The organism is Alteromonas sp. ABH4_456 (assembly GCF_056160645.1).
In genome coordinates this window covers 431,659-457,214 of record NZ_JBSWXO010000001.1, presented here as the reverse complement: position 1 = coordinate 457,214, position 25,556 = coordinate 431,659, and the positions used below count along the sequence as shown (strand labels likewise).

The following is a 25,556-nucleotide window of genomic DNA, read 5'->3' as shown; positions in this document are numbered from 1 at the left end:
AACCGTGAGCCCTGCTCACGGTTTTGTTGATCTTGCCCGTAAGGTTTTTTTGGATTACCAGATACCGTCTTCGCTTTTACCCTGAATTTCGCAGTCACCGGTTTTGTATTCCATGTCCCCGCCACGGTCGTGTTTGGTAAAATAGTCTTTACTGATGGAGACGATAGTGGGCGTCATCCATACAATGGCGATGATGTTTATTACTGTCATTAATCCCAGAGCCATGTCAGCCATTGCCCAAACGGTAGGCAAAGCTGCCTGAGAGCCCCACAGGATCATAACAAGGTAGCCGGCAGTGTAGGCAATGCGGCCCGGTTTGTTGTCCAGTTTGAACATATGCAGATTACTTTCGCCGTAGGCGTAGTTCGCAACCACCGAGGTGAATGAGAACAGGCAAATTGCTGCGGCAACAAAGTCTTCACCACCCATTCCGATGTGTTTCGTCATCGCTGCCTGAGTCATGCCAATACCTTCCATCTGACCCGTTGCTTCACCGCCTGCCAGTAAAATGATGAATGCCGTTGCGGTACACAGGATCATGGTATCAACGAAAACCCCCAGCATCTGAATGTAGCCCTGAGATACCGGATGATTTGGTGTAGGTGCAGCACTGGCTGCCGCATGAGGTACACTGCCTGAACCGGCTTCATTGGAATAAAGGCCACGCTGGATACCATTTTTCACGGCAGCCCCCAGCATACCGGCACCGGCTTCCTGTAAGCCGAATGCAGACTTGATAATCGACATGAGTACTGCAGGCAATTCAGTGATGTTGAAAGCCATAATAAGCAGCGCCGCTATCACATAGCCAATAGCCATGAAGGGCACAATCCACTCTGCAAAGCGGGCAATACCCCGTAAACCACCCACAACAATGAGCGATGCCAGAGCAATAATTACCAGACCAGAATATAGCGGATTAAAACTATAGGCGTTGTTCAGTGCATCGGTAATGGTATTTGCCTGTACTGCACTGAATACGAAACCGTAACCGAAAAACAGACAGAGTGAAAAGGCCACAGCCAGCCAGGTTTTATTCAGTCCCTGTTTAATGTAATAAGCCGGACCACCCCGGTATTCACCGTTCTCATCTTTCACCTTATAAAGCTGACCGAGAACGCTTTCGGCAAAACCGGTAGCCATGCCCAAAAAGGCAATAACCCACATCCAGAAAATAGCGCCTGCGCCGCCAAGAGAAATTGCTACTGCCACACCGGCCAGGTTACCTGTACCTACACGGGCGGATAAGCTGGTGCACAATGCCTGAAATGAACTGATACCTTCTTTCGTTGTGGAAGTACTGCCTTTCATCAACGAGAACATATGGGTGAAATGACGGAGTTGTACCGCGCCGAGTTTCCAGGTGAACCAGAGACCACACCCGAGCAACATGACGATAAGGACCTGGCCGTCACCCCACAGCACATTATTTACGGCCGATACGATATCGTTTATCACATGAATTCCTTGTTATTATAATAGATCTTCTTTATTGTCCGGCTATCTTATCAGAACAGGGCAGGGGGAAAAGGCTATACAACCCGTGTTTGCATAAATATCTCTGTTTTTTGAATTTTCAACACACTGAAAAACAGGCATAAAAAAACCAGTCAAAAGACTGGTTTTTTTATAATATGGCTGGGGTAGCTGGACTCGAACCAACGGATGGCGGGATCAAAACCCGCTGCCTTACCAACTTGGCTATACCCCAATCAACTGGGTGTTAGCTGAATGGATTCAACATAACGAAATAATGGCTGGGGTAGCTGGACTCGAACCAACGGATGGCGGGATCAAAACCCGCTGCCTTACCAACTTGGCTATACCCCAATAATGGTGCGGAAGGAGAGACTTGAACTCTCACGCCGTGAAGCACTGGAACCTAAATCCAGCGTGTCTACCAATTCCACCACTTCCGCGCAGCTAGACATACCTGAGAGATATTGTAAGAAAGTGGTGGCTACGGCTAGATTCGAACTTGCGACCCCATCATTATGAGTGATGTGCTCTAACCAACTGAGCTACGTAGCCTCTTTCTTTCTCTTCCCTCTCAGGAAGTGGCGCGTATTATGCGGATATGACCCCCGACCGTCAACCCCTTTTTTACTAACTTTTTTTAAGTGCTCACTATGTGTACTGAAATGCTTAATATGGCGTCAAAATGGTGGAAAAGAGATCAATTCGAGGGCATTTGCTATGAATTTCTTCCCTCGGTGTTGGCGATTAATTAACCGGCTTAGCGGTATGAATTTGCCGGTTGTGAAATCTTTTTCCCTGAAATCTGCGAATAAATCCGATAATGTGAGTAAATTGTTAAGTCAGATCTTAAAGGAAGAAGAAAAATATGATGAATAAGGTCGCTTCACCCTTCGTAAAACTCGTTGAGCGCTATCTGCCGGACCCGTATATCTTTGTTTTATTGCTTACTTTGGTGGTTTTTGCCGCAGCTGTGCTTGTTGAAGGACAATCTCCGCAGCAGGTTGTTGAGCAATGGGGGAGTGGATTATGGGCACTACTCAGTTTTTCCATGCAAATGCTGCTCGTGCTTGTCACCGGATACATGCTGGCCAGTACGCCGCTGGTAAAAGGCGGGCTGGAGAAAATGGCCGGACTGGCAAACTCTGCACCCAAAGCTATTTTACTGGTTTCGCTGGTATCGCTGGCTGCCAGCTGGCTGAACTGGGGCTTTGGTCTGGTTGTGGGGGCGTTGTTTGCCAAAGCGCTGGCAAGGAAGGTTGAGGTTGATTATCGTTTGCTGGTGGCCAGTGCCTATTCCGGATTCGTGGTTTGGCATGGCGGTCTTGCCGGCTCTGTTCCACTGACCATTGCCACGCCCGGTCACTTTTCTGTTGATCAGATCGGCGTTATCGACACATCACAAACTATTTTTGCCATCTTTAACCTTGTTCTGGTCGCCATATTGTTCGTGGTAATGCCGGTGGTAAACCGTTTAATGCTGCCATCGAAAGAAGACAGTGTCATTGTACCGGCATCAAAACTTGAAGATGAACCTGTGCCGGAGGCTGAAAATACCCGTCCGGCGGATAAACTGGAAAACAGCGTTATTCTGGCCCAGCTTACCGGGTTTGCTGGTCTGGCGTATCTGCTTATGTACTTTATAAACGGCGGCACGTTAAACCTCAATATCGTTAACGGTCTCTTTTTGTTTCTCGCCATTGTCTTACACGGGACACCACGGAAATTACTGCATAGTTTGCATCAGGCTGTGAAAGGCGGAGCGGGCATTGTTATCCAGTTTCCGTTTTATGCCGGGATTATGGCTGTCATGGTTCAGTCCGGTTTAGCGCAGAGTCTGTCGGAATGGCTTATCAGTCTTGCCAGTGCGCAGTCGCTGCCGGTCTGGAGTTTTATCTCTGCGGGTATTGTGAATATTTTTGTGCCGTCCGGAGGCGGGCAGTGGGCGGTTCAGGCGCCGGTAGTTCTTCCTGCGGCGCTGGAACTGGGCGCCGATGTCAGCCGTGTTGCAATGGGTGTTGCCTGGGGGGATGCCTGGACGAATTTAATCCAGCCTTTCTGGGCGCTGCCTGTGCTGGCGATTGCCGGGCTTAAAGCCAAAGATATTATGGGGTTTTGTCTGGTGCAGTTGCTACTGACCGGCGTGGTGATTGGCGCAGTGCTGTATTGGGTTTAGCGCTCTGCCTGCCTCACCGTTTAACCAGCTTTAGCCGGTATCACAGCGTAACTCCTTAAAGATAAAAAGCGCTCAAATAAAAACACCGCCATCAGGCGGTGTTTTTGAATGACTGTGTGATTACACGTTAAAACGGAAGTGAATGACGTCACCGTCTTTAACGATATAGTCTTTACCTTCCAGACGCCATTTACCGGCATCCTTTGCGCCTTGCTCGCCGCCAAACTCAACAAAATGGTCGTAGCCAACGATTTCTGCGCGGATAAAGCCTTTTTCAAAGTCTGTGTGGATCTTACCGGCTGCCTGAGGGGCTGTTGAGCCTTCAGGGAATGTCCATGCACGTACTTCTTTTACCCCTGCGGTGAAGTAAGTTTGCAAAGTCAGCAGGTTGTAGCCGGCACGGATAACACGGTTAAGACCGGGTTCTTCCAGACCCATATCCTGCATGAATTCTTCACGCTCATCATCTTCAAGCTCGGCAATTTCAGCTTCAATTTCAGCGCAAACGGCAACAACTACAGCATTTTCAGCAGCTGCAATTTCTTTTACCTGATCGAGGAACGGGTTATTTTCAAATCCGTCATCGTTCACGTTAGCGATATACATGGTAGGTTTCAGCGTTAACATGTTCATGTAGCTGATAGCTGCCATTTCTTCTTTGGTCAGTTCCAGAGAGCGTAACAGGTTGCCTTCGTCCAGATGCGGTTTAATCTTTTCCAGTACTTTTAATTCGTACTTCGCATCGGCATCGCCACCTTTGGCACGCTTAGCTACACGGTGAATGGCTTTTTCTGTGGTTTCCAGATCCGCCAGTGCCAGTTCGGTATTGATAACGTCAATATCATCTTTCGGGCTGACTTTACCGGCAACATGCACAATGTTGTCGTTTTCAAAACAACGCACAACGTGTCCGATAGCATCGGTTTCACGAATATTTGCCAGGAACTTGTTACCCAGACCTTCACCTTTTGAAGCACCTTCAACCAGTCCGGCAATGTCCACGAATTCCATGGTAGTAGGAATGACGCGCTGCGGATTGACGATTTCTGCCAGCTTGTCCAGACGTAAGTCCGGTACAGGTACTACACCGGTATTCGGTTCAATAGTACAGAAAGGGAAGTTCGCCGCTTCAATTCCGGCTTTGGTAAGTGCGTTGAACAGGGTAGATTTACCCACATTTGGCAGACCAACGATGCCACATTTAAAACCCATGTGCTGGACCCTTGTTAAGTTATCAGCCCTGAACGTCAGCTTTAAAACTATGCAGTCGGTTCTGGGCTTGCTTTAAATCGTTTTTAATTAAAATCTCTGTACACCGGACCGCTTCATCAATGGCATCTTCAATTGCCCGCTTTTCGTTTTCCGGTGGTTTGCCAAGTACATGGCCGGTTACCTTGCTTTTATGGCCGGGGTGACCGATACCAATTCGCAAGCGTAAGAAATCTTTGTTGTTGCCCATTTTAGCGACGATGTCGCGAATGCCATTCTGACTGGAGCTGCCGCCAACTTTATATTTAGCGATTCCCGGAGGTAAATCCAGCTCGTCAAAAGCAATCAACATATTCTCTGCAGGGATACGGTAGAAGTTTGCCATTGCGGCTACCGCCTGACCACTTTTATTCATGTAAGTAGTCGGGTAGATCAGACGAATATCTTGAGTGCCTACAGTTATCCGGCCAGTGAGACCAAAAAACTTACTTTCAGGCTTAAGGGAGGTGTTAAAACGCGCTGCCAGTTCGTTCAGAAACCAGACGCCGGCGTTATGTCGGGTATGTTCATATTCCGGGCCCGGATTACCCAGGCCCGCAATCAGACGGATATCTGACGACAAGCTGATTATTCCTCAGCTGCGTCTTCTTCGCCTTCTTCTGCTTCAGGTGCTTTAGGAGCAGGCTTAACAGTAACAACTGCTAAGTTGTGTGCATCATCACCTTTAGCCAGTTCAACAGACGAAACGCCTGCAGGCAGAGTCAGGTCAGACAGGTGAACGGTAGCATCCATTTCAACTGCAGCCATATCTACTTCGATGAACTCAGGCAGATCTTTAGGCAGACACGTGATTTCGATCTCGTTTACGTGGTGCTCTGCAATACCGCCAGCTTTGATAGCAGCAGATTTTTCTTCATTGATGAAGTGCAGAGGAACGCTGGTGTGCAGCTCTTCGCCAGCGATAACGCGTTGGAAGTCAACGTGAGTGATCTTAGGCTTGTACGGGTGACGTTGCATGTCTTTAACTAACGCTTCAACTTTCTGACCGTCAATGTTCAGAGTCAGAACGTGAGAGTAGAATGCTTCGAAATCAGCAGCGTTGTTCAGTTTGTTGTGATCAAGAGTCAGTGCAACAGGGGCTTCTTCGCCACCGTACAGGATTGCAGGAACTTTATCAGCATGACGCAGGCGGCGGCTCGCACCTTTCCCCAGGTCAGTACGTACTACTGCATCCAGGTTAAAAATAGCTTCAGACATTAATATGTCTCCAATATATTTAGTTTATTTTTGTGAGTTTTTGCGACCAAAACCCACGCGATAACGGCAATAAACAAGGCTCATTAACCGTACCCCGAAATAAAAGGGCGGCGAATTCTACCACCGCGAAGCAGGATATACAAACGTCAATTACATTTCACTGTGGTGCGGTGCGACTGCTGTGGCATCGGCACTGACCACTTTTTCTACTTTAAAAACGGTTCCGAATTGAGTCGTTGTCATCATACCGGTCAGCGGCTGACCTTCGACAATCAGTTTCATGCCATTCTGACGGTAAGATTTATCCAGTCCGCGCAGGGTGTAACGCTCTCCGGTGTCAGTAATGAAACCGAAAAAGCCGCCTTCATGCTGCTGATAGACCATTTTTCCTGACAAGGTAATGTTGTTTTCCATTTCAGTGGCCTTATTGTCGATATTATCAGTCACATTTTTCGTAACGTTCTCAACCACATTGAGGGTGACGGTTTCTGTTTTTGACACGTCGTCCGGCGCAGCTTCATCGCTACAGGCACTGCACAGGCTGACTAACGCTGCTAAATAAACAAGTCTGATCATGATATCTCCGCCGTAGTTATGGTCAGCAGACCTTTTTTGTCATTGTGCCGGTTTTGACCTGAACGGACAATGAACAGGTGGATGCGGTTTATTGTTTGTGCCTTTTTATTTTATTAAAACTCAGAGGATTGAGTCTATGTCTTCAGAATTTCACTTTTACGAGCCTTCAGCGGGTCATGGCCTGAAGCATGATCCCTTCAACAGTATTATTGCACCCAGACCCATCGGCTGGATTTCCACTGTTGACGAAAAGGGTATCGCTAATCTGGCACCTTACAGCTTTTTTAATGCATTCAATTACACGCCGCCCATTATTGGTTTTTCCAGCATCGGCTTTAAAGATTCATTAAGAAATATTCAGGCGACAGGAGAGTTTTGCTACAACCTGGTGAGTGTCCCGCTGGCGCAACAGATGAATCAGACCTGTGCACAGGTCGATGCCAGTGTGGATGAGTTTGAACTGGCCGGGCTGACAAAAGGCGAGTCCCGCACTGTGAGACCGCCCCATGTAGCGGAAAGTGGCGTGGTGATGGAATGCCGCAAAACACAAATCGTACAATTGCAGGGCAGCAATGGTGAATTGTGTGATACATGGATGGTATTCGGTGAAGTGACCGGCGTGAAGATAAAAACATCACTGATTGAAGACGGTATTTTTAAAACGGGCAGGGCAGAACCCCTTCTGCGGGCGGGTGGCGCAGGGGATTATTACACCATTGATAGTGAAAACCTGTTTGAGATGTTGCGTCCCCGCTGATACAAAAAAGCCGGTGTTTTTCAGCACCGGCCGTTAATAATCTGCTCACCGGCAGCTATCAGTATTCGAACATCGCTGAGATAGACTCTTCATTGCTGATGCGGCGAATCGTTTCAGCCAGCATTTCAGACAATGTGAGTTGCTTCACTTTACCGGTTGCCTGCATGTCTTTTGACAGCGGAATACTGTCGGTAACAATGATTTCATCGATAACCGACTCTTTCAGGTTCTTTGGCGCGTTGCCTGAGAAGATAGCGTGAGTCGCGTAAGCATACACTTTGCGCGCGCCATGATTTTTCAGGGCTTCTGCGGCTTTCGCCAGCGTACCGCCGGTGTCAATCATGTCGTCAACAATGATGCAGTCACGGTCTTTCACATCACCGATAATATTCATCACCTGAGAAACGTTCGCTTTCGGACGACGTTTATCGATGATTGCCAGTTCTGCATCATTCAGCAGTTTAGCCGTTGCACGGGCACGTACTACGCCGCCAATGTCCGGAGACACAACAATCGGGTCAACAAAATCACGCTGAACCATGTCTGCAAGCAGGATAGGTGTACCGAAAGCGTTATCTACCGGTACATCGAAGAAACCCTGGATTTGCTCTGCGTGCAGGTCGATGGTCAATACGCGGTCAACACCCACGTTAGACAGAAAATCTGCGACCACACGGGCTGTGATTGGCACCCTGGCTGAGCGGACGCGACGGTCTTGTCTCGCATAGCCGAAATAGGGAATAACAGCAGTAATACGTCCTGCTGATGCACGACGCAGGGCGTCGATCATCACAATCAATTCCATCAGGTTGTCGTTGGTTGGTGCACAGGTAGACTGGATAATAAAAACGTCCGAGCCACGGACGTTTTCATGAATTTCTACACTGATCTCACCGTCGCTAAAGCGACCAACACTGGCGTTACCAAGTTTGGTATAAAGGCGTTCTGCAACCTTATGGGCAAGTTCGGGGACGGCGTTGCCTGCAAAGAGCTTCATATCTGGCACAAGTGTTTCCTCGGTGCGTTTGATAAAGGAGGTGGCTGGGGTAGCTGGACTCGAACCAACGAATGGCGGGATCAAAACCCGCTGCCTTACCAACTTGGCTATACCCCAAAAATTTAGTTCATGTCCGATGCTTCGTTCACGTATTTTAGCTTTTGTTGTAATGGCGACATATTCACACCTTTAGCAACAAAACCGGACCATTCTGCGGGCAATTTCCCGAGAACCTGTCTGGCTGAATTTTCATCACTAAATACAGAAAATACGCACGCGCCTGTGCCCGTCATCCGCGACGGTGCGAATTGTAGCAACCACTGTAATAATATTGCAACTTCCGGATGCTTTTTACAGACAATACTCTGGCAATCATTATGCGTTGCAGCGAAAGTATAATTGTGCCATTCCATGGCCGGTGTATTGCGGGGCAGGGCAGGTTCACTGAAAATATCAGCGGTACCCACGTGGATACCCGGATTGACAACCAGATACCATTGTTCGTCTAAATCAGCGGGACTGATGTGCTCGCCCACACCGCCGGCGAAACCCGTGCGGCCTTCAACAAAGATAGGAACGTCGGCGCCCAGACGCAGACCTAACCCGGCCAGTTCTGCTGTACTCAGGCCGCACTGCCACAAGTAGTTCAGTGCAACCAGCACTGTGGCTGCGTTAGATGAGCCACCGCCAATACCGCCGCCCATGGGCAGTGACTTTTTCAACCGGATGTTTGCGCCTTTGTCTGTTCCCGTGTGTGTCTGTAGCAGTCTGGCTGCTTTTACAATCAGATTATCTTCATCATTCACACCGGGAATCGACGGGTTAAGGGTGATATAGCCGTCTTTGGTGACATCAAAAGCCAGTTCATCACCACGGTCCAGTAACTGAAACAGGGTCTGAAGCTGATGGTAACCGTTATCGTATTTACCGAGGATATGAAGAAATAAATTCAGTTTGGCCGGGCTGGGCCACCATTCACTGTGTTGCATTACTGTATGGTCCACTCATCAATCCGGATTTTTATCCATATTTTTGTATTGTCTGTGCGGGTAAGCATTAGCTGATGCGGCAACCACAGTCCTGCTTCCTCACCATAGTTGCTGTAACTGACTTGCCAGTTGCCGCAGGCTTCACAGCCCGGAGAAAGGGAAGCCAGTAGTTGTTTATCGTTGAGCTTGTAGTCGTCGCCCCGTAAAGGCAGCCCCTTTACCCAGTTGAGCAGCTTGCCGGCGGGAATATCCCAGCCGGTTGTCTGGTATATCAGACGTGCCGGACTGGTGTCCTGCCAGCGCTTATCGTCAGCTTCCAGTGTAGCCATGCCGTCACTGAAATCGATATTCGCCAGGGTAATACCCAGCATATTGGTTAAACGGAAATTAAAATCGGGCTCATCGGTTTTCCAGTTTACGTGAGCGCTTACAGCTTCTTTTTCATTGCGGATAGCCATCTTACCTTTCATCTGCCAGCGGGTGACGGATTTCAGCTTCTCAAGTTGTGAAGGCAGGTTTACTGCGGTCTCCGGACCATCCGGCAGAGTGGTACAGGCTGATAACAGGGCGATAAACAGACCTGCAAAAAGTATTCGGAAAATCATGAACGATTATGATCCTACGCAATGCAACGGGTTGATTGCTTCAAAACTCAGGGATCTAATGGGAACACAGTTTCAGGAGTACTTTCAATCATTTTGGGTTTTTCGTACAATGCCGCTCCGAAGATGCCAGCATAAATATTGATGACCCTTACTGCCCTCGGAATAAACCACAAAACTGCACCTGTTGCGTTACGCGAAAAAGTCGCCTTTACACCGGATTCTCTGGTGTCTGCGCTCGCCTCGCTGAAGCAGATAGACGGTATTGAAGAATCTGTCATCGTGTCTACCTGTAACCGCACTGAAGTCTACGTGAAAGGGGCCGGTGAGGCGGCATTGCTGCTCGATTGGTTATCTGCCTTTCATGATGTGAAACGGGAAGATATTGAACAGAACAGCTATCTTTACCAGCAGGAAGACGCAGTAAAGCATGTTATGCGGGTAGCAAGCGGGCTGGATTCGTTGATCCTCGGTGAGCCGCAAATTCTCGGACAGATTAAACAGGCATTCAGTGACGCAAAGCATTCCGGTACGGTAGGGGCGGAGTTCGAGCGGTTATTCCAGCACACGTTCTCTGTGGCTAAAAAAGTACGCTCTGAAACAGAAATTGGTGCTAACGCAGTATCTGTGGCCTTTGCTGCTGTGCAACTGGCCAAACATATATTCAGCGCATTACCAAAGCGTTCAGTATTGCTGGTAGGTGCCGGCGAAACCATTGAACTGGTTGCCCAACATTTAAAAGAGCAGGGTGTTCAGCGTCTTGCCGTTGCCAACCGTACCGTAGCCAGAGCTGAGAATCTGGCGGCGAATCTGGGCGCAGATGTGCTCACACTGTCTCAGTTGCCTGAACATCTTCACGATTTTGATATTGTCATCAGTTCTACAGCCAGCCAGTTGCCATTGATTGGTAAAGGGATGGTGGAAAAGGCCTTGAAGCAGCGCCGTAACATGCCCATGTTTCTTGTGGATCTGGCGGTTCCCCGTGACATTGAGTCTCAGGTTAATGAACTCGGCGATGCCTACCTTTATACTGTTGATGATTTGCAGCATATTGTTGAGCAGAATCTTGCTTCCCGTGAAATGGCTGCGCAGGACGCTGAAAAAATCATCAATGATCAGGCCTCCGTATTTTTAAGCTGGAAACAGGCGCAGCATTCCATTGATTTGGTGCGTCAGTACCGTCAGAAAGGCATGGCATCCAGAGATGAGCTGGTCGCACGGGCGATGAATCAGTTGTCGGAAGGCCGCAACGCGGAAGACGTTGTACAGGAACTGGCCTATAAACTCACCAATGCGTTGATGCACGGGCCTACCCGTGTATTGCGGGACGCTGCACACGAAAATAATGCCGCGCTGACTCAATGGCTGGGTCAGGCGATGGATCTTGCCGGTAACGGGCAGGACAAAGAAGGGTAAAACAGAATATGAAAGAATCGGTGACCAGAAAGCTCGAGAACCTGGTGGAAAGGTTTGACGAGGTTCAGGCATTGCTTGGTGATCCCGGTACGATTTCCAATCAGGATAAATTCCGCGCGTTGTCAAAAGAGTTCAGTCAGCTGGAAGATGTTGTAAAAGGCTTTAATGCTTTTCAGCAGGCTGAAGAAAATCTTGCTTCTGCGCTGGAAATGATGGAAGAAGACGATGCCGAAATGCGCGAAATGGCGCAGGAAGAAATGAAGCAGGCAAAAGAAGACATTGCACGCCTTGAAAGCGAACTGCAAATTCTTCTGTTACCTAAAGATCCCAACGACGACCACAACTGCTTTTTGGAAATTCGTGCCGGTGCCGGCGGTGATGAGGCGGCTATTTTTGCTGGTGATCTGTTCCGTATGTACAGCCGCTATGCTGAATCAAAGGGCTGGCGCGTAGAGGTGGTCAGTCAGAATGAAGGTGAGCACGGTGGCTTTAAAGAAGTCATTGCTAATCTTTCCGGTGAAGGCGTTTACGGTATTATGAAATTTGAATCCGGCGGACACCGGGTACAGCGTGTGCCGGAAACTGAATCCCAGGGACGTATTCACACATCAGCCTGTACCGTCGCGGTATTGCCTGAGATCCCTGAGTCTGAAGCCGTTGAAATTAATCCGGCAGACCTGCGTGTTGATACCTTCCGTGCATCCGGTGCCGGTGGTCAGCACGTTAACAAAACAGACTCAGCTATCCGGATGACTCACATTCCAACCGGTCTTGTGGTTGAGTGTCAGGATGAGCGTTCACAGCACAAAAACCGTGCTAAGGCCATGTCTGTACTGCAGGCCCGTCTGAATCAGCTCGAAGAAGAAAAGCGGGCGAAAGAAGAGGCTACCACCCGCCGCAATCTGGTGGGCAGTGGTGACCGTTCTGAGCGTATCCGTACTTACAACTTTCCCCAGGGCCGTGTGACTGATCACCGCATCAACCTGACCCTGTACCGTCTTGATGAGGTCATTGAAGGGGATCTGGCTGCGCTGGCTGATCCTATCCGTCAGGAACATCAGGCCGATCTGCTGGCTTCACTGGCAGACGAATAATGTCAGTCACCATTGCCTGTGCACTTCAACAGGCAAAAGAAGCGCTGGCAGGGGGAGAGTCTCCTGCCACCGACGCAAAAGTACTGCTGGCCCATGTACTGGGCCAGACACAAACCTGGTTATACACCTGGAGTGATAAAGTACTTAAGGACGAGGAGCTTAACCGCTTCAGACAGCTTATCAGTGAAAGAAAAACAGGCCGGCCGGTGGCGCACCTGACTGGTAACCGCGACTTCTGGACACTGACACTCAATGTGAATCCTGCCACGCTTATTCCGCGTCCGGAAACCGAGCTGCTGGTGGAGAAAGCGCTTGAACTGCTTCCTTCTGAGCCTTGCAATGTGTGTGACCTGGGCACCGGAACAGGCGCTGTGGCGCTGGCACTGGCCAGCGAAAGACCGGACATTCAGGTCACCGGTACAGATCGCATTGAAGAGGCTGTCGACCTCGCTAAACAAAATGCAGCACTGAATCACATCACCAACGTCTCTTTTATCGTCAGCCACTGGTTTGATGCCCTGAAAGATAAGCAGTTTGATATGCTGGTGACCAATCCCCCTTATGTGGAATCAGACAGTCACTATCTGCAACAAGGTGATGTCCGCTTCGAACCCCTGTCAGCACTCACCGCCGGTGAGGACGGGCTTGATGATATCCGGCTTATCATCAGTCAGGCATCAGTATGTCTTAAGTCAGGCGGATGGCTGCTTATTGAACATGGCAGTGAGCAGGGCGGTGCAATCCGCGGACTGTTTAATGACAGCGGTTACACCATGGCAAACACCTTTGCTGATCTTGCCGGTCTTGACCGGATAACTATTGCGAAAAGACCTGCTTGCGAATAATTCCTCTTACAGTATGCTTTAACCGGCCTTTTATAAAAATGGAATGCTGTAAATGACTGATGATTTCCTGTTTGCGGACGATGACGACGAGGAATTAACAGAGGAACTTGGCGTCTGGAAGGTGCTCATTGTTGACGATGAGCCGGAAGTACACGCGGTGACAAAACTGGCGTTGAGCGATTTTGTGCTGGATGATAAGCGGTTGGAATTTGTCAGCGCCTACAGCGGCGAAGAAGCCAAAACCTACTTTCGTGAAAATGACGACGTGGCTGTGGTGCTGCTTGATGTGGTGATGGAAACCGATAATGCCGGGCTTGAAGTCGCAGAATACATCAGAGAAACACTGGATAATCATTTTACCCGCATCATTCTGCGGACCGGACAACCCGGACAGGCACCGGAACGGGATGTGATTGTTGATTATGATATTAACGATTACAAGTCAAAAACCGAACTCACCGCGCAGAAGCTGTTTACTGTCATGATTGCGGCATTGCGATCGTATCGCGATATCGTCGTGATTGAGGAAAGCCGCGCCGGTCTTGAAAAAATTATTGATGCTTCCGCCGACCTGTTTACTTCCCGATCCCTTGAAAAATTCATGCGGGGTATCATTCAGCAACTTTCCTCTATTCTCGGATTCTCCAAAGACGCCGCCTATATCACCAATGCCGTGGCGGTGCCGCGACCCGTCACGCAGTCTTTACCGCAGGAACTGTTTGTGTTTGCCGGCAATGGCGAATATGCCGGTCAGGAAGGGAAATCGTTGATTGATGCGTTGCCCGCAGAAGCGTATTTGTTGTGCCAGCGGGCGTTAAAAGAGCAGAGCATTATCTTTGGCGAAGATTATGTGGTGGCTTACTGCTTCAGTAAGCACTACAAGGGGTCATTACTGTATTTATCCGGCATCCCCCGTAAGCTCAGCGAAACAAATATGCATTTATTGCAGTTGTTCTCAGAAAATGTGCAGCTGGCATTTGAAAATGTGCTTATCAGTCAGGAAGTGGAAACCACCCAGCGGGAAATCATTGAGCGGTTGGGTAAAGCCATGGAACGTGACAGTGAAACCAGCAAGCATATCCGCCGGATGGTCGATATGGCTGAGTTACTGGCACGATATGCCGGGCTGGGCGAAGCACAAATCATGACGCTGCGGCTTGCTATTCCGTTGCATGATGTGGGAAATGCACATATTTCATCACAAATCCTGACAAAAACAGATGTACTGACGGAAGAAGAACGTTTTGCCATCCGCCAGCATGCGGAATTTGGCTATCAGATATTAAAAGACTCAGACAGTCCTACCATTCAGCTGGCTTCCGTACTTGCTAAAGAACATCATGAACGGTGGGACGGACAAGGCTATCCTGAAGGACTGAAAGGTGAAGAAATCCAGTTGGAAAGCCGGATCGCGGCTATCGTCGATGTGTTTGATGCACTGATGAACAAGCGCCCGTACAAAGAAGCCTGGTCGCTGGAAAAAACCGTCAGCACGTTGAAGGCGGAAAGCGGACGGCATTTTGATCCGCAGCTGGTCAGCTATATGCTGTCGAATATTGGCCGTTTCGAAGAAATTCAACGCCGGCTGGCGGACGACATATCACAATAATAAAGAGGTTGTTATGTATTTAATGGCTAAGCATTTGCACCTTACGGCCATCGCTCTCAGTGTATTTCTGTTTATTTTCAGATTTATGCTGTCCCAGTTTAACAGTGAGTTACTGACCAGAAAGTGGCTTAAAATTCTCCCTCATGTCATCGACACCTGCCTTCTGGTCAGTGCGCTATGGCTATGTTTTCTTATTGGCCAGTATCCGTTTGTGCAGGGCTGGCTGACCTTCAAAGTGGTCGGGCTGGTGGCCTATATTCTGATGGGGATGTTTGCGCTTAAATGGGGGCGGAACAAGCCACTGCGCTGGATCGGTTTTATCGGTGCATTAACCTGGTTAGGGTTAATCGCCAGGGTTGCAATATCAAAGCAACCGTTGTTTTTTTAATTTGGAAGTAAATAATGACACAGTCCCGTACTGAAATTCAGGTTGGCGATATTACTGTTGCTAACGACAAGCCGTTTGTATTATTTGGTGGCATGAATGTGCTTGAATCCCGTGATCTGGCAATGCAAATTGCTGAACACTATGTGGAAGTGACGACACAGCTGGGCATTCCATACGTATTTAAAGCCTCTTTTGATAAAGCAAACCGCTCTTCTGTAACGTCTTACCGCGGACCGGGCATGGAAGAAGGCTTAAAGATTTTTGAAGAAATCAAATCTACTTTTAATGTACCGGTGATCACCGATGTCCATGAGCCTCATCAGGCGGCACCTGTGGCGGAAGTCGCGGATGTTATTCAGCTACCGGCCTTTCTCGCCCGCCAGACCGATCTGGTGGTGGCAATGGCAGAGACCGGTGCGGTCATTAATGTGAAAAAACCTCAGTTTCTGGCTCCCCATGAAATGCGTCATATTATCGGTAAACTCGGGGAAGCCGGTAACGATAAGGTGATTCTGTGTGAACGGGGCAGTTGCTTTGGATATAACAATCTGGTTGTCGATATGCTGGGCATGGATGCAATGAAAGCGTATGCACCGGTAATTTTCGATGCTACTCATGCGTTGCAGATGCCGGGAGGCAGAGCTACTTCAGCAGATGGCCGCCGTGCACAGGCTGCGCAACTGGCGCGTAGTGGTATGGCTTTAGGTCTTGCCGGTTTATTTATCGAAGCGCATCCGAATCCGGACGAAGCGAAATGTGACGGACCATGTGCGTTGCCATTGTCAAAGCTGGAACCGTATTTACAGCAAATGAAAGCGTTAGATGAGTTAGTAAAAGGGTTTGCGACGCTGGATACCAGTGCAAACTAGATGAAACGCTGAAAACGGTGCCCGGCAACACTGTTGCCGGGCACCGAATCAGGTGTGAAAAAAGGGCTTATTCGCTGCGGTTTTCTTCCTTAGCGTCGCGATTGTCTTTTTCGTTCATCGCGATAAGTGTACTGGCTACGTGCTGTTGCACTTCTGCGGCCAGAGCAGCCTTAACTTGTTCCTGAACACTGACCATTTCTACAGACAGTTCAAGGGTATTCATAGCAGGTACCACAGGCATAGAAGCCGGCAGTTCCTGAGAAATAGTTGGGTAAGCAGTGGTTGCCGCTAAGATAACAGCCATCTGGCTGAAGAATTTTTTGAATTTAGTCATATCACACCTAATAAAATTAATTTAAAATTCGTTAACAAATTAAGCTTTCTTGTTAACATTGCACTTGTCTAACTGATTGATTGAAAAGTGCTGTGCTTTGAAAGCGTGCGAATAATAAACAGATTTTACTCGTCTTTAAAACGAGTAAAAGTAGGGTTTAAGGATTAGAAAAACTAATGCTTTATCACGTTGGTCATTTAGCTGCCGGAGGGAAGCGTGCATAGACGTTTGCCGCCGCTGAATGCGCTGAAAGCCTTTGAAGCCGCCGCCAGGCACCTGAGTTTTACCAAAGCCGCCGAAGAATTATTCGTTACCCAGGCTGCTGTCAGTCATCAAATTAAAGCGCTCGAAGAATTCTTATCAATGAAGTTGTTTCTTCGCCGCAACCGGACATTGCTCCTTACTGAAGAAGGACAGGCATATTTTCTTGAGCTGAAAGATATCTTTAAACATCTTCAGGAAGCCACAGAACGATTGCTGGCAAAAGGCAGTAAAGGAGCGATTACCGTTGCTATGCCGCCAAGTTTTGCCAGCCAGTGGCTGGTACCCCGTATCAGTCGTTTCAGCATTGAGCATCCGGATATTGATGTTCGTATTAAAGCGGTAGATTTCGATGAAGGGTTTTTAGAAGACGATGTGGATGTCGCCATTTATTACGGTAAGGGCCGCTGGAGCGGTGTGAAAGCCGATAAACTGCATACCGAGTACCTTACTCCGTTGTGCTCTCCAATGTTGTTTAACGGCCCTAAACCGTTGAACAGCCTGAGTGATTTGAAACACCATGTTCTGTTGCACGATTTAAGTCGTGAGGCCTGGAAAAACTGGTTGAAAAGTGTCGGCGTGTCCGGCGTGAATGTAAACCAGGGCCCGGTGTTCAGTCACTCCATGCTGGTGCTCCAGGCGGCTGCGCTGGGGCAGGGCATTGCGCTGGGTAACACTATTCTTGCCCGCCCGGAACTGGATGCGGGCCGTCTAATCATGCCTTTTGAAGAAAAAGTCGCCAGTCGGGATGCGTTTTATCTGGTTTGTGATGAAGCGCAGGCAGATTTAGGTAAAATCGCCGCGTTCAGAAGCTGGATATTGGCGCAGGTTGAAGAGGAACAATATGATGTCTGACATGATCACGGACCGGGCAGAGAATGAGGTCGCCGTTTTGATCCTCGCTCATGGTGCCGGTGCGGGAATGCAGTCTCCCTTTATGGCAGATATGGCTGCCTTACTGGCAGCACAGGGGATTACGGTGGCGCGTTTTGATTTTCCCTACATGCAGACCATAGCGGAAACCGGTAAAAGAAGACCACCGGATAAAATAGAAAAACTGGAAGCTTTTTATAAAGATCTGGTAGAGCAGGTGACTGAGAATAGCTCTTCGCCGGTATTTATCGGCGGCAAGTCTATGGGCGGTCGTGTGTCGACGATGATTCTTGAAGCAACAGAGGCGAAAGGCGCGGTGGTATTTGGTTATCCTTTTCATCCCCCCGGCAAGCCGGAAAAGCTGCGCACGGAACACCTGGTGAAGATGACAAAACCCGTATTCATCAATCAGGGTGAACGGGACACCTTCGGTACGCAAAGCGAAGTTGACGGTTACAACCTGTCGGGTCAGGTCACTTTGCATTATCTGGCTGACGGCGATCACAGTCTCAAGCCCCGTAAATCCAGCGGTTATACATTAAACGAACATATGCAGCAGGCGGCCTCAGCTTCAGCCGCTTTCATCAACAGGCTTACTTCATGTTAAAACCTTTTGTACTTACCGGTGCCATTGCTGCGCTGGCCGCGGTGATATTTGGCGCGTTCGGTGCGCATGCGCTGAAGTCAATACTCAGCGATTCACAACTGACATCATGGCATACCGCTGTGGACTATCAATTTTATCATGCGCTGGCGTTACTGATTTTGCCGGCACTGCGACACGCAGTGAGTAACAGGTTATTAAGTACTGCCGGTATTTGTTTTGTTGCCGGCATTGTTTTGTTCAGTGGCAGCATCTACTTACTCACCTTGCTGGAATGGCGCTTTCTCGGACCGGTAACGCCACTTGGCGGTTTATTCTTTATGATTGGCTGGGTGGCACTGATCACCGGTGTGGTAAAAGGAAAGTGGCATGAATAGTTTGCTGATTTATTGCCGCAGTGGTTATGAAGCTGATACCGCCGGGGAACTGACAGCATTGTCCTCTGAAGCCGGTATTTACGGGTATCCGGTATTTACGCCTGACCAGGGCTTCATTTTGTTTCATTTTTATGAGCAGGGCGATGCAGACCGGCTGGGTCAGCGTCTTGCTGTGGCTGATACCATTTTCCCCCGTCAGATTGTGGTGGTCACCGCTCATCTTAAATATCTCGATAAATCGAACCGGGCAGGTCCGGTACTGGCCGCCATCAGCGACGCAGACACGGATGAGTGGAAAAACACCTTATTGTTTGTCGAGCATGCCGATACTGAAGCAGGGAAAGCGCTGGCTAAATTCTGCCGGAAGTTCACTGTGCCACTGCGGCAAGGCTTAAGAAAGCAGGGAGCGCTAACATATAAAGAACGGGAAGACGGCAGGGCATTGCATGTTTTCTTCACTGATTATGACAATTGTTTCGTGGGCCATTCTTATCCGGCCATGCGAAGTCCCTTTGCTAACGGCATTTGTCGTCTGAAATTTCCGCCGAAAGCACCCAGCCGCTCGACTCTCAAGCTTGAGGAAGCCATTCTGACCATGCTGGACGATGAAGAACGCCGCGAAATTTTCCGTGAAGGCGCCCGTGCGGTAGATTTGGGGGCGTGTCCGGGTGGCTGGACGTATCAGCTGGTGATCCGCGAGATGGGCGTTGAGGCCATTGACAACGGTGCTATCGACGAAGAACTCATGGCAACAGGATTAGTGGACCATTATGCGGCAGACGGCTTTACTTATAAGCCCAAATTTGGCCGTGTAGATTTGCTGGTGTGTGATATGATAGAGCGCCCCGACAGGGTAGCGGTACTCATGAGTGAGTGGCTTGAAAAAGGTTGGGCAGATCATGCGATTTTCAACCTTAAGCTGCCAATGAAGAAACGATACGACACGGTGACGGCCGCTATCGGGGAAATACAATCGCGACTTGGCAAAAAAGCTGGCGGCTTTCGGATGAAAGTCAGACACCTTTATCATAATCGCGACGAGGTTACTGTTACTGTCATAAAAGCTTAAATAAAGCCTTGTGATGGTAATTTATTGATTTTAAATGTAAAATTAAAGGCTTGGCGCGGAACTGCTGAATAAGTTTTAGACTTTTTTCGCAAAGGACTATAAATCTGGTATTGAAATCCTTTATAATCCCGCCGTTTTTTTACTCTGAACCAACGAAAGTGAACTAATGTCAGACTTATCTCTTTACAGAAACATTGGTATCTTCGCCCACGTAGACGCGGGTAAGACTACCACTACAGAACGTATTTTGAAGCTTACCGGTAAAATCCATAAAACTGGTGAGGTACACGATGGTGAGTCAACTACTGACTTCATGGAACAGGAAGCTGAGCGCGGTATTACTATCCAGTCTGCTGCGACTACTTGTTTCTGGAAAGACCACCGTATGAACATCATCGATACTCCGGGACACGTTGACTTCACAGTTGAAGTTTACCGTTCTCTGAAAGTATTGGATGGTGGTATCGGTGTTTTCTGTGGTTCAGGCGGTGTTGAGCCTCAGTCTGAAACTAACTGGCGTTATGCTAACGAATCAGAAGTTGCCCGTGTAATCTTCGTAAACAAACTGGACCGTATGGGTGCAGATTTCTACCGTGTTGTTGGCCAGGTTAAGAAAGTACTTGCTGCTAACCCGCTGGTAATGACGCTGCCAATCGGTATCGAAGACGAATTCAAAGGTGTTGTTAACCTGCTGGACATGAAAGCGTACATCTGGGATGACTCTGGCCTGCCAGAAAACTACGAAGTCGTTGATATCCCTGCTGACATGGTTGACAAAGCGAACGAGTACCGTGAGCAACTGGTTGAGACTGCTGTTGAGCAGGACGATGACCTGATGATGGCTTACATGGACGGCGAAGAACCTTCTCTGGAAGACATCAAGCGTTGTATCCGTAAAGGTACACGCGATATGTCATTCTTCCCGACTTACTGTGGTTCTGCATTTAAGAACAAAGGTATCCAACTGGTACTGGACGCAGTAATTGACTTCCTGCCTTCTCCTACAGAAGTTGATCCTCAGGAGCTGACTGACGAAGAAACTGGTGAACCTACTGGTGAAGTTGCCACTGTATCTGTTGACGAGCCGTTCCGTGCTCTGGCGTTCAAAATCATGGACGACCGTTTCGGTGCGCTGACCTTCATCCGTATCTACTCTGGTAAGCTGAACAAGGGTGATACTATCCTGAACTCTGCTACTGGTAAGACTGAGCGTATCGGTCGTATGGTAGAGATGCACGCCGATGAGCGTACAGAACTGACTTCTGCGCAGGCAGGTGACATTCTGGCTGTTGTAGGTATGAAGAACGTTCAGACTGGTCACACCCTGTGTGATCCAAAGAACCCTTGTACCCTTGAGCCAATGATCTTCCCTGAGCCTGTAATCTCTATCGCTGTTAAGCCTAAGGATAAAGGCGCTAACGAGAAGATGTCTATCGCTATCGGTAAACTGGTTGCAGAAGATCCTTCATTCCAGGTTGAAACTGATGAAGATTCTGGCGAAACCATCCTGAAAGGTATGGGTGAGCTTCACTTAGACATCAAAGTAGACATCCTGAAGCGTACTTACGGCGTTGAGCTGGAAGTTGGTCAGCCGCAGGTTGCTTACCGTGAAACTATCACTACTCCGGTAGAAGACAGCTACACGCACAAGAAACAGTCTGGTGGTTCTGGTCAGTTCGGTAAGATCGATTACCGTATCAAGCCAGGCGAGCAAAACTCTGGCTTTACGTTCAAATCTACCGTTGTTGGTGGTAACGTACCTAAAGAATTCTTCCCGGCTATCGAGAAGGGCTTTAAAGGTATGATGGACGAAGGTCCTCTGGCTGGTTATCCGGTACTGGATGTTGAAGTTGAACTGTACGACGGTGGTTTCCACGCAGTTGACTCATCAGCTATCGCGTTCGAAATTGCAGCGAAAGGTGCATTTCGTCAGTCTATGCCTAAAGCCGGTCCTCAACTGCTTGAGCCAGTGATGAAAGTTGACGTATTCAGCCCTGAAGACAATGTAGGTGACGTAATCGGTGACCTTAACCGTCGTCGTGGTATGATCAAAGACCAGGAAGCTGGTGCGACTGGTGTACGCATTAAGGCAGATGTACCTCTGTCTGAAATGTTCGGTTACATCGGTCACCTGCGTACTATTACATCTGGTCGTGGCCAGTTCTCTATGGAGTTCAGCCACTACTCAGCATGTCCTCAGAACGTAGCTGAAAAAGTAATGGAAGAAGCGAAAGCGCGTAAAAACGCTAAGTAATTCTTCTTGAAAGCTTTAAAAAACCCGCCATCCGGCGGGTTTTTTTATGGCTGGTAAAACTGTACTAAACCTGTACTTGCGACGACTCCGGCAGCTGATACATTTAAGCGGCTTAAAGGAGAGAGTTATGCAATGGATTGTTCACACACTAGCGACAGTGATCCCCCTCGGCTTTATCGTCTACTGGTTATGGTTCAGAAACGCCTGGTACAAGTCTATGCTTCGCAAAGGGAAGCAGGGCGGTAAAGATACCATCGCCATTTATCCTACCGTCGCCTCACTGCTCAGGCTGGAAGCGGCAGTCGTTGTACCTGTCAGCCGGGTAACCAAAGTCATCATCACAGCACGTTGCATTATATTCTATGCCGGCCCCTGTAAAATTGCTGAGTTATGGTTGCTTGCAGGGCAGTCATCAGAACTGGCTGAAGGGATCCATGAGTATTGCAGCCACGCTACTGTCAGCTATGTACCTTATTACCCGCGGCAAACTCTGGCGGAAAGCTGTCGTTTTCAGCGGTATTATGGCATGGATGTGGTCAGCTTTAATGACGGGCAGTATTTCGCACCCGCCGGCAGAGTTGTTTCGCGGCTTCACGAATCGCCGTTGCCGGAGGAGCCTGATGAGGATGATATTGATACTGTTCAAACAATCTGGTCAGACTGGCGAGATCGTTTGCTATAGCCTCCGGCACTTTATGCTTACAGTATTCATAGAATTGTCCCGGACTGCGGTTCTCCCTTCGTAGATTAAATTTTTGTTCCAGTTTCTCAACCGCGCCAAGATAGTACTTCTTTTCTCTGGCAATGTGACTTCGTTGCCATCCCGGTACAAAATAAATAACCAGCAGCGCACCTGTGAACAAGAGCAGGCCGGCGGCTAATAAGCTGAGCTTTAACGGCGTTATACCATTTAAAATACGGTCTAGAATGTCCGTTTGTTTATCGTTGTTATAGCCTAAAAACCAGCGGCTCCAGAGAAAATCCATTTGTGCACTCATGTTGCGCAATGCATCGAAGAACGCTAGCTGGCTGATACCGTTTAGCGGGTGATCGCCATGAATTTCTGTCGAGAATCTTGCTGCCTGCTCAAAACCGTCGAAAATTCGTGAAGGCGCAACCATGGTTGTCGGATCGTAGCTTTGCCAGCTCACCCCGTCAGTTTTTGCTTCTACCCAGGCGTGAGCGTCGTACTGATACACATTGACGGTTTCATCATTGATAGGTGTGCCACCCTGATAACCTGTCACAATGCGGGCGGGTATACCGGCAAGCCGCAGTGCAAACGTCATCGCACTGGCATAATGAGCACAAAACCCCTGTTGATGGTCAAACAGGAAACTGTCTACCGGATCATTAAGCATGGGCGGTGGTGTTAACGTGTAACTGTAAGGCTTGTCATTAAAATAACGCATCAGTGCTGAAACAAATGCACGGTTATCAGGATGCATCTCTCTGAGCCCGTGTACCCATTCCCTGGTTTTCTCATTACCTCTTTCCGGCACTTGCAGGTTCAGCGTATTGTCCAGCGCCGCATTCCCCTGACTTCGCGGGGAGTCAGGGTAGGAGGCAACATAATAAGCATAGCGGCTGAACAGTGGCTGTCTTGATGTTAGCTGGTATTGCCAGCCCTGCCACAATTCCCGTTGACTGGCTGCACTGTCCGGTACAGCTGTGTCTAATGCAAATAACCAGGATTTTTTGGTGGGTTCGGCAATGACTTCATAGCGGACAGGCTCACCGCTGAGGGCCGGCCGGAACGGCTTATTCATATACCGCAATTGGGTTTCTGCGTATTGCCTTGTTTCACTGACTGACCACGATTTTCCGTCAAAATGTTCCAGCGTCAGTGCACGCCAGTAAAGCTGTTCTCTGACCGGAACAGGCGTTGAGAATGTGGCACTGAATGCCAGCTTTTCAGACTGTGCGAGATTGGCAATGTCACCCGGCGTAATGGTTTCTGCCAGCCCGGTTTCTGTGGATTTGCCTTCCGGCATTTTCCATAAAGGGGGAAGCCGGGGCATAAACACAAACAAAATAACAGCAAGAGGCAACGCCTGAAAGAACAGAATAAAGGTTTTCTTTTGTCTGAATTGTCTGGTTGACGACGGTGTGTGAGCAGACAACAGAATATACAGTAAGAACAGAAACAGGATGCCGTAAAATAAGGTACGGGCCAGCGACTGATAGAAAATGAAACCGCAGGCCAGCAGGAATATGGCGCAGATAAAAAGTTGATAGAAATCCCGTCGCTTACTTAACAACATTAATTTTAGCGCACAGGCCAGCAGCAGCAGGTTAACCATAATATGCAGGAAATCCATACCGTCACTGGTGGTGATCAGTGCTGTTCCCGCCAGCAGGGCAAGTAAGTTGACCATACGCTTTCCGGGCATATGGTTGTACCAGCCGAGAAACAAAAATCCTCTGACAATGCCGGCACATAAACAAAGCAGTAGTACCCACAAATGAATATCGCTGAACAGGGAGGCTGCCAGCACCACAAAGAAAACGGAAGTCAGCATACTTTCACGGTTCCCCGCAATCGGCAGGCTTACAGGCATCATGACGGTGTGTCCTGACGGAAAAGGGCCAGAGCTTTTAAACAGGCCTGTTTGTGCTGTTGTCCGCAGCCCGGCTGAATAACCAGATTATCCAGTTTCAGGCCAAATTGTGTGCCGGTTGCTGACAGCTGAGTGACCTGCCAGCTCAGCACCGACAGCGCCGTCTCTGTATCCGTGCGTAACTGATGGATATCCAGATAGCCGCTGACCGGCTGTTGATCGGTGAAAATCTTATTTACACGGTCACCGCCTTTGGCGACCCGTTTCCATGCAACGCGGTTTAACGGCTCTCCGCTCTGCCAGGGCTGCAGTGCAAAGAAGTCATCGGTGCCATTTTGCACCTGCTTGCCGGTACCGCTGCGGGCATACCATTGAGACAGATCGGCGTGCTCGGGCTTTTTCTGCGGATAGACTAACAGCGTCTGATTAAAATCAGGATGGGTCCAGCATTTCACCAGTCCGAGGGGAAAAGAGGAGATGACGGTCACTCTGGGCAATCTCATGATGCCCCGTTTATCTGCCTGTATTGCCAGAAGATGAGATTTTTTTTCCTGTTCGAGATCCAACGTGCTGCGGTCAATATCACCGTACCATCTGATTTCCATCAGTCCCCGCAGAGATTTTCCTTCAGCGGCGGTAATATCTACCGTCATAAATCCATTTTCGCCGGCGAACACCGGCTTTAGCTCCCTTGCTGACAATCGTATTCCTGAGATATTTTTGTAGGCAGTGAACAAAGTAATAAGGAAAAGACTCAACAGAAACTGGCAAAGAAAAAGCAGAAGATTATTCTGATAGTTAACCGCAAGCAGAAACAGACAGGCGGTCATCATCAGGTAAAACCAGCCGAAAGTACCCGGAAAGATGAAGATATTACCATGATGTAACTGATGAGCAGTGTCCGGCGGCATTCTCTTAGCCAGCCATTTTAAAGACCATGCTCCGAAAGTTTTTCTCATCATC

General features: G+C 48.8%; 24 protein-coding genes and 5 tRNA genes. 13 read left to right on the top strand and 16 right to left on the bottom strand.

The genetic code is table 11. From position 1 onward, the window contains the following. Positions 1-54 precede the first annotated feature (54 nt). The 5 genes from ACXAG2_RS02110 to ACXAG2_RS02090 all read right to left on the bottom strand — a co-directional run bounded on the left by ACXAG2_RS02110 (position 55) and on the right by ACXAG2_RS02090 (position 2,031). A complete protein-coding gene (locus tag ACXAG2_RS02110) occupies positions 55-1,458 on the bottom strand; it encodes an alanine/glycine:cation symporter family protein (RefSeq protein WP_474864224.1) in 1,404 nt (467 codons plus the stop codon). Positions 1,459-1,635: 177 nt separating this feature from the next. Continuing rightward, positions 1,636-1,711 (bottom strand) — tRNA-Gln (locus ACXAG2_RS02105). A 43-nt stretch (positions 1,712-1,754) separates the two neighbouring features. After that, a tRNA-Gln gene (locus tag ACXAG2_RS02100) sits at positions 1,755-1,830 on the bottom strand. A 4-nt stretch (positions 1,831-1,834) separates the two neighbouring features. Beyond that, positions 1,835-1,919, bottom strand: a tRNA-Leu gene (locus ACXAG2_RS02095). A 35-nt stretch (positions 1,920-1,954) separates the two neighbouring features. Beyond that, positions 1,955-2,031, bottom strand: a tRNA-Met gene (locus ACXAG2_RS02090). 313 nt (positions 2,032-2,344) lie between these two features. Here ACXAG2_RS02090 and ACXAG2_RS02085 point away from each other — a divergent pair. Next, the gene (locus ACXAG2_RS02085; RefSeq protein ID WP_474864223.1) at positions 2,345-3,652 is read left to right on the top strand and encodes a short-chain fatty acid transporter; all 1,308 of its coding nucleotides are present in this window, start codon (positions 2,345-2,347) and stop codon (positions 3,650-3,652) included. 120 nt (positions 3,653-3,772) lie between these two features. Here ACXAG2_RS02085 and ychF read toward each other — a convergent pair whose 3' ends face one another. The 4 genes from ychF to ACXAG2_RS02065 form a co-directional block, all read right to left on the bottom strand. After that, positions 3,773-4,864: a redox-regulated ATPase YchF gene (gene ychF, locus ACXAG2_RS02080; RefSeq protein ID WP_474864221.1), complete on the bottom strand. Its 1,092-nt coding sequence runs from the start codon at positions 4,862-4,864 to the stop codon at positions 3,773-3,775. 22 nt (positions 4,865-4,886) lie between these two features. Continuing rightward, a complete protein-coding gene (gene pth / locus ACXAG2_RS02075) occupies positions 4,887-5,483 on the bottom strand; it encodes an aminoacyl-tRNA hydrolase (protein WP_119501758.1) in 597 nt (198 codons plus the stop codon). A gap of 5 nt (positions 5,484-5,488) precedes the next feature. Further along, positions 5,489-6,118, bottom strand: coding sequence for a 50S ribosomal protein L25/general stress protein Ctc (locus ACXAG2_RS02070; RefSeq protein WP_119501757.1), 630 nt, complete (start codon positions 6,116-6,118; stop codon positions 5,489-5,491). Between the two features lie 150 nt (positions 6,119-6,268). Further along, positions 6,269-6,694 carry a hypothetical protein gene (locus ACXAG2_RS02065; protein ID WP_474864219.1) on the bottom strand — a complete coding sequence of 142 codons (426 nt, stop codon included), beginning with the start codon at positions 6,692-6,694 and terminating at the stop codon, positions 6,269-6,271. Between the two features lie 136 nt (positions 6,695-6,830). Here ACXAG2_RS02065 and ACXAG2_RS02060 point away from each other — a divergent pair, with 136 nt between their 5' ends. Then, positions 6,831-7,451 carry a flavin reductase family protein gene (locus ACXAG2_RS02060; RefSeq protein ID WP_474864218.1) on the top strand — a complete coding sequence of 207 codons (621 nt, stop codon included), beginning with the start codon at positions 6,831-6,833 and terminating at the stop codon, positions 7,449-7,451. 58 nt (positions 7,452-7,509) lie between these two features. Here ACXAG2_RS02060 and ACXAG2_RS02055 read toward each other — a convergent pair whose 3' ends face one another. The 4 genes from ACXAG2_RS02055 to lolB form a co-directional block, all read right to left on the bottom strand. Continuing rightward, positions 7,510-8,457, bottom strand: a complete 948-nt coding sequence (locus ACXAG2_RS02055; RefSeq protein ID WP_119501754.1) for a ribose-phosphate pyrophosphokinase — start codon at positions 8,455-8,457, stop codon at positions 7,510-7,512. A gap of 32 nt (positions 8,458-8,489) precedes the next feature. Continuing rightward, positions 8,490-8,565 (bottom strand) — tRNA-Gln (locus ACXAG2_RS02050). 5 nt (positions 8,566-8,570) lie between these two features. After that, the gene (ispE, locus tag ACXAG2_RS02045) at positions 8,571-9,452 is read right to left on the bottom strand and encodes a 4-(cytidine 5'-diphospho)-2-C-methyl-D-erythritol kinase (protein ID WP_474864217.1); all 882 of its coding nucleotides are present in this window, start codon (positions 9,450-9,452) and stop codon (positions 8,571-8,573) included. Beyond that, complete coding sequence (gene lolB / locus ACXAG2_RS02040; protein WP_303574144.1) at positions 9,437-10,042, bottom strand: lipoprotein insertase outer membrane protein LolB; 606 nt, start codon at positions 10,040-10,042, stop codon at positions 9,437-9,439. Before lolB ends, ispE begins: the two co-directional genes overlap by 16 nt. A 141-nt stretch (positions 10,043-10,183) precedes the next feature. Between lolB and hemA the strand changes: the two genes are divergently transcribed. From hemA to kdsA, 6 genes are read left to right on the top strand one after another with little or no spacing between them, the layout of a single operon-like run. After that, the gene (hemA, locus tag ACXAG2_RS02035) at positions 10,184-11,455 is read left to right on the top strand and encodes a glutamyl-tRNA reductase (RefSeq protein WP_474864448.1); all 1,272 of its coding nucleotides are present in this window, start codon (positions 10,184-10,186) and stop codon (positions 11,453-11,455) included. 8 nt (positions 11,456-11,463) lie between these two features. Next, positions 11,464-12,549, top strand: a complete 1,086-nt coding sequence (gene prfA, locus ACXAG2_RS02030) for a peptide chain release factor 1 (RefSeq protein WP_474864216.1) — start codon at positions 11,464-11,466, stop codon at positions 12,547-12,549. Next, positions 12,549-13,394 (top strand): peptide chain release factor N(5)-glutamine methyltransferase, encoded by an 846-nt coding sequence (gene prmC, locus ACXAG2_RS02025; protein ID WP_474864215.1) that lies wholly within the window; start codon positions 12,549-12,551, stop codon positions 13,392-13,394. The genes prfA and prmC overlap by 1 nt, the downstream gene beginning before the upstream one ends. 52 nt (positions 13,395-13,446) lie before the next feature. Further along, entirely contained in the window at positions 13,447-15,003 is a 1,557-nt protein-coding gene (locus ACXAG2_RS02020; protein ID WP_474844496.1) for a DUF3369 domain-containing protein, read from the top strand. A gap of 13 nt (positions 15,004-15,016) precedes the next feature. After that, complete coding sequence (locus tag ACXAG2_RS02015; RefSeq protein ID WP_474864213.1) at positions 15,017-15,391, top strand: SirB2 family protein; 375 nt, start codon at positions 15,017-15,019, stop codon at positions 15,389-15,391. A 14-nt stretch (positions 15,392-15,405) separates the two neighbouring features. After that, positions 15,406-16,260, top strand: coding sequence for a 3-deoxy-8-phosphooctulonate synthase (kdsA, locus tag ACXAG2_RS02010; protein ID WP_474864211.1), 855 nt, complete (start codon positions 15,406-15,408; stop codon positions 16,258-16,260). A 67-nt stretch (positions 16,261-16,327) separates the two neighbouring features. On the opposite strand, the gene ACXAG2_RS02005 is transcribed toward kdsA, so the two are convergent. Next, positions 16,328-16,594: a hypothetical protein gene (locus ACXAG2_RS02005; RefSeq protein WP_474844493.1), complete on the bottom strand. Its 267-nt coding sequence runs from the start codon at positions 16,592-16,594 to the stop codon at positions 16,328-16,330. A gap of 216 nt (positions 16,595-16,810) precedes the next feature. On the opposite strand from ACXAG2_RS02005, the gene ACXAG2_RS02000 reads away from it, so the two are divergent. The 5 genes from ACXAG2_RS02000 to fusA all read left to right on the top strand — a co-directional run bounded on the left by ACXAG2_RS02000 (position 16,811) and on the right by fusA (position 22,032). Continuing rightward, positions 16,811-17,710 carry a transcriptional regulator GcvA gene (locus ACXAG2_RS02000; RefSeq protein ID WP_119501744.1) on the top strand — a complete coding sequence of 300 codons (900 nt, stop codon included), beginning with the start codon at positions 16,811-16,813 and terminating at the stop codon, positions 17,708-17,710. Further along, positions 17,703-18,335 (top strand): alpha/beta family hydrolase, encoded by a 633-nt coding sequence (locus ACXAG2_RS01995; protein WP_474864446.1) that lies wholly within the window; start codon positions 17,703-17,705, stop codon positions 18,333-18,335. Before ACXAG2_RS02000 ends, ACXAG2_RS01995 begins: the two co-directional genes overlap by 8 nt. Continuing rightward, positions 18,329-18,709, top strand: coding sequence for a DUF423 domain-containing protein (locus ACXAG2_RS01990; protein WP_474844492.1), 381 nt, complete (start codon positions 18,329-18,331; stop codon positions 18,707-18,709). The genes ACXAG2_RS01995 and ACXAG2_RS01990 overlap by 7 nt, the downstream gene beginning before the upstream one ends. After that, positions 18,702-19,778 carry a 23S rRNA (cytidine(2498)-2'-O)-methyltransferase RlmM gene (gene rlmM / locus ACXAG2_RS01985; RefSeq protein WP_474864209.1) on the top strand — a complete coding sequence of 359 codons (1,077 nt, stop codon included), beginning with the start codon at positions 18,702-18,704 and terminating at the stop codon, positions 19,776-19,778. Before ACXAG2_RS01990 ends, rlmM begins: the two co-directional genes overlap by 8 nt. Positions 19,779-19,944: 166 nt before the next feature. Beyond that, entirely contained in the window at positions 19,945-22,032 is a 2,088-nt protein-coding gene (fusA, locus tag ACXAG2_RS01980) for an elongation factor G (protein WP_474844490.1), read from the top strand. Positions 22,033-22,574: 542 nt separating this feature from the next. On the opposite strand, the gene ACXAG2_RS01975 is transcribed toward fusA, so the two are convergent. Both ACXAG2_RS01975 and ACXAG2_RS01970 read right to left on the bottom strand, forming a co-directional pair. Continuing rightward, positions 22,575-24,596: a transglutaminase TgpA family protein gene (locus tag ACXAG2_RS01975; RefSeq protein ID WP_474864207.1), complete on the bottom strand. Its 2,022-nt coding sequence runs from the start codon at positions 24,594-24,596 to the stop codon at positions 22,575-22,577. Beyond that, on the bottom strand, positions 24,593-25,555 hold the full coding sequence (locus ACXAG2_RS01970) for a DUF58 domain-containing protein (RefSeq protein WP_474864205.1): 963 nt from the start codon (positions 25,553-25,555) through the stop codon (positions 24,593-24,595). The genes ACXAG2_RS01975 and ACXAG2_RS01970 overlap by 4 nt, the downstream gene beginning before the upstream one ends. Position 25,556: the final 1 nt, after the last annotated feature.

Coding starts and splice junctions, on each gene's coding strand:
- ACXAG2_RS02070 (WP_119501757.1), bottom strand. CDS start 6,118: ATGTCTGAAGCTATTTTTAACCTGGATGCAGTAGTACGTACTGACCTG.
- ACXAG2_RS01970 (WP_474864205.1), bottom strand. CDS start 25,555: ATGATGAGAAAAACTTTCGGAGCATGGTCTTTAAAATGGCTGGCTAAG.
- rlmM (WP_474864209.1), top strand. CDS start 18,702: ATGAATAGTTTGCTGATTTATTGCCGCAGTGGTTATGAAGCTGATACC.
- hemA (WP_474864448.1), top strand. CDS start 10,184: ATGACCCTTACTGCCCTCGGAATAAACCACAAAACTGCACCTGTTGCG.
- prmC (WP_474864215.1), top strand. CDS start 12,549: ATGTCAGTCACCATTGCCTGTGCACTTCAACAGGCAAAAGAAGCGCTG.
- ychF (WP_474864221.1), bottom strand. CDS start 4,864: ATGGGTTTTAAATGTGGCATCGTTGGTCTGCCAAATGTGGGTAAATCT.
- prfA (WP_474864216.1), top strand. CDS start 11,464: ATGAAAGAATCGGTGACCAGAAAGCTCGAGAACCTGGTGGAAAGGTTT.
- lolB (WP_303574144.1), bottom strand. CDS start 10,042: ATGATTTTCCGAATACTTTTTGCAGGTCTGTTTATCGCCCTGTTATCA.
- kdsA (WP_474864211.1), top strand. CDS start 15,406: ATGACACAGTCCCGTACTGAAATTCAGGTTGGCGATATTACTGTTGCT.
- ACXAG2_RS02060 (WP_474864218.1), top strand. CDS start 6,831: ATGTCTTCAGAATTTCACTTTTACGAGCCTTCAGCGGGTCATGGCCTG.
- ACXAG2_RS01990 (WP_474844492.1), top strand. CDS start 18,329: ATGTTAAAACCTTTTGTACTTACCGGTGCCATTGCTGCGCTGGCCGCG.
- ACXAG2_RS01995 (WP_474864446.1), top strand. CDS start 17,703: ATGTCTGACATGATCACGGACCGGGCAGAGAATGAGGTCGCCGTTTTG.
- ACXAG2_RS02085 (WP_474864223.1), top strand. CDS start 2,345: ATGATGAATAAGGTCGCTTCACCCTTCGTAAAACTCGTTGAGCGCTAT.
- ACXAG2_RS02065 (WP_474864219.1), bottom strand. CDS start 6,694: ATGATCAGACTTGTTTATTTAGCAGCGTTAGTCAGCCTGTGCAGTGCC.
- ACXAG2_RS02020 (WP_474844496.1), top strand. CDS start 13,447: ATGACTGATGATTTCCTGTTTGCGGACGATGACGACGAGGAATTAACA.
- fusA (WP_474844490.1), top strand. CDS start 19,945: ATGTCAGACTTATCTCTTTACAGAAACATTGGTATCTTCGCCCACGTA.
- ACXAG2_RS02015 (WP_474864213.1), top strand. CDS start 15,017: ATGTATTTAATGGCTAAGCATTTGCACCTTACGGCCATCGCTCTCAGT.
- ACXAG2_RS01975 (WP_474864207.1), bottom strand. CDS start 24,596: ATGATGCCTGTAAGCCTGCCGATTGCGGGGAACCGTGAAAGTATGCTG.
- ACXAG2_RS02005 (WP_474844493.1), bottom strand. CDS start 16,594: ATGACTAAATTCAAAAAATTCTTCAGCCAGATGGCTGTTATCTTAGCG.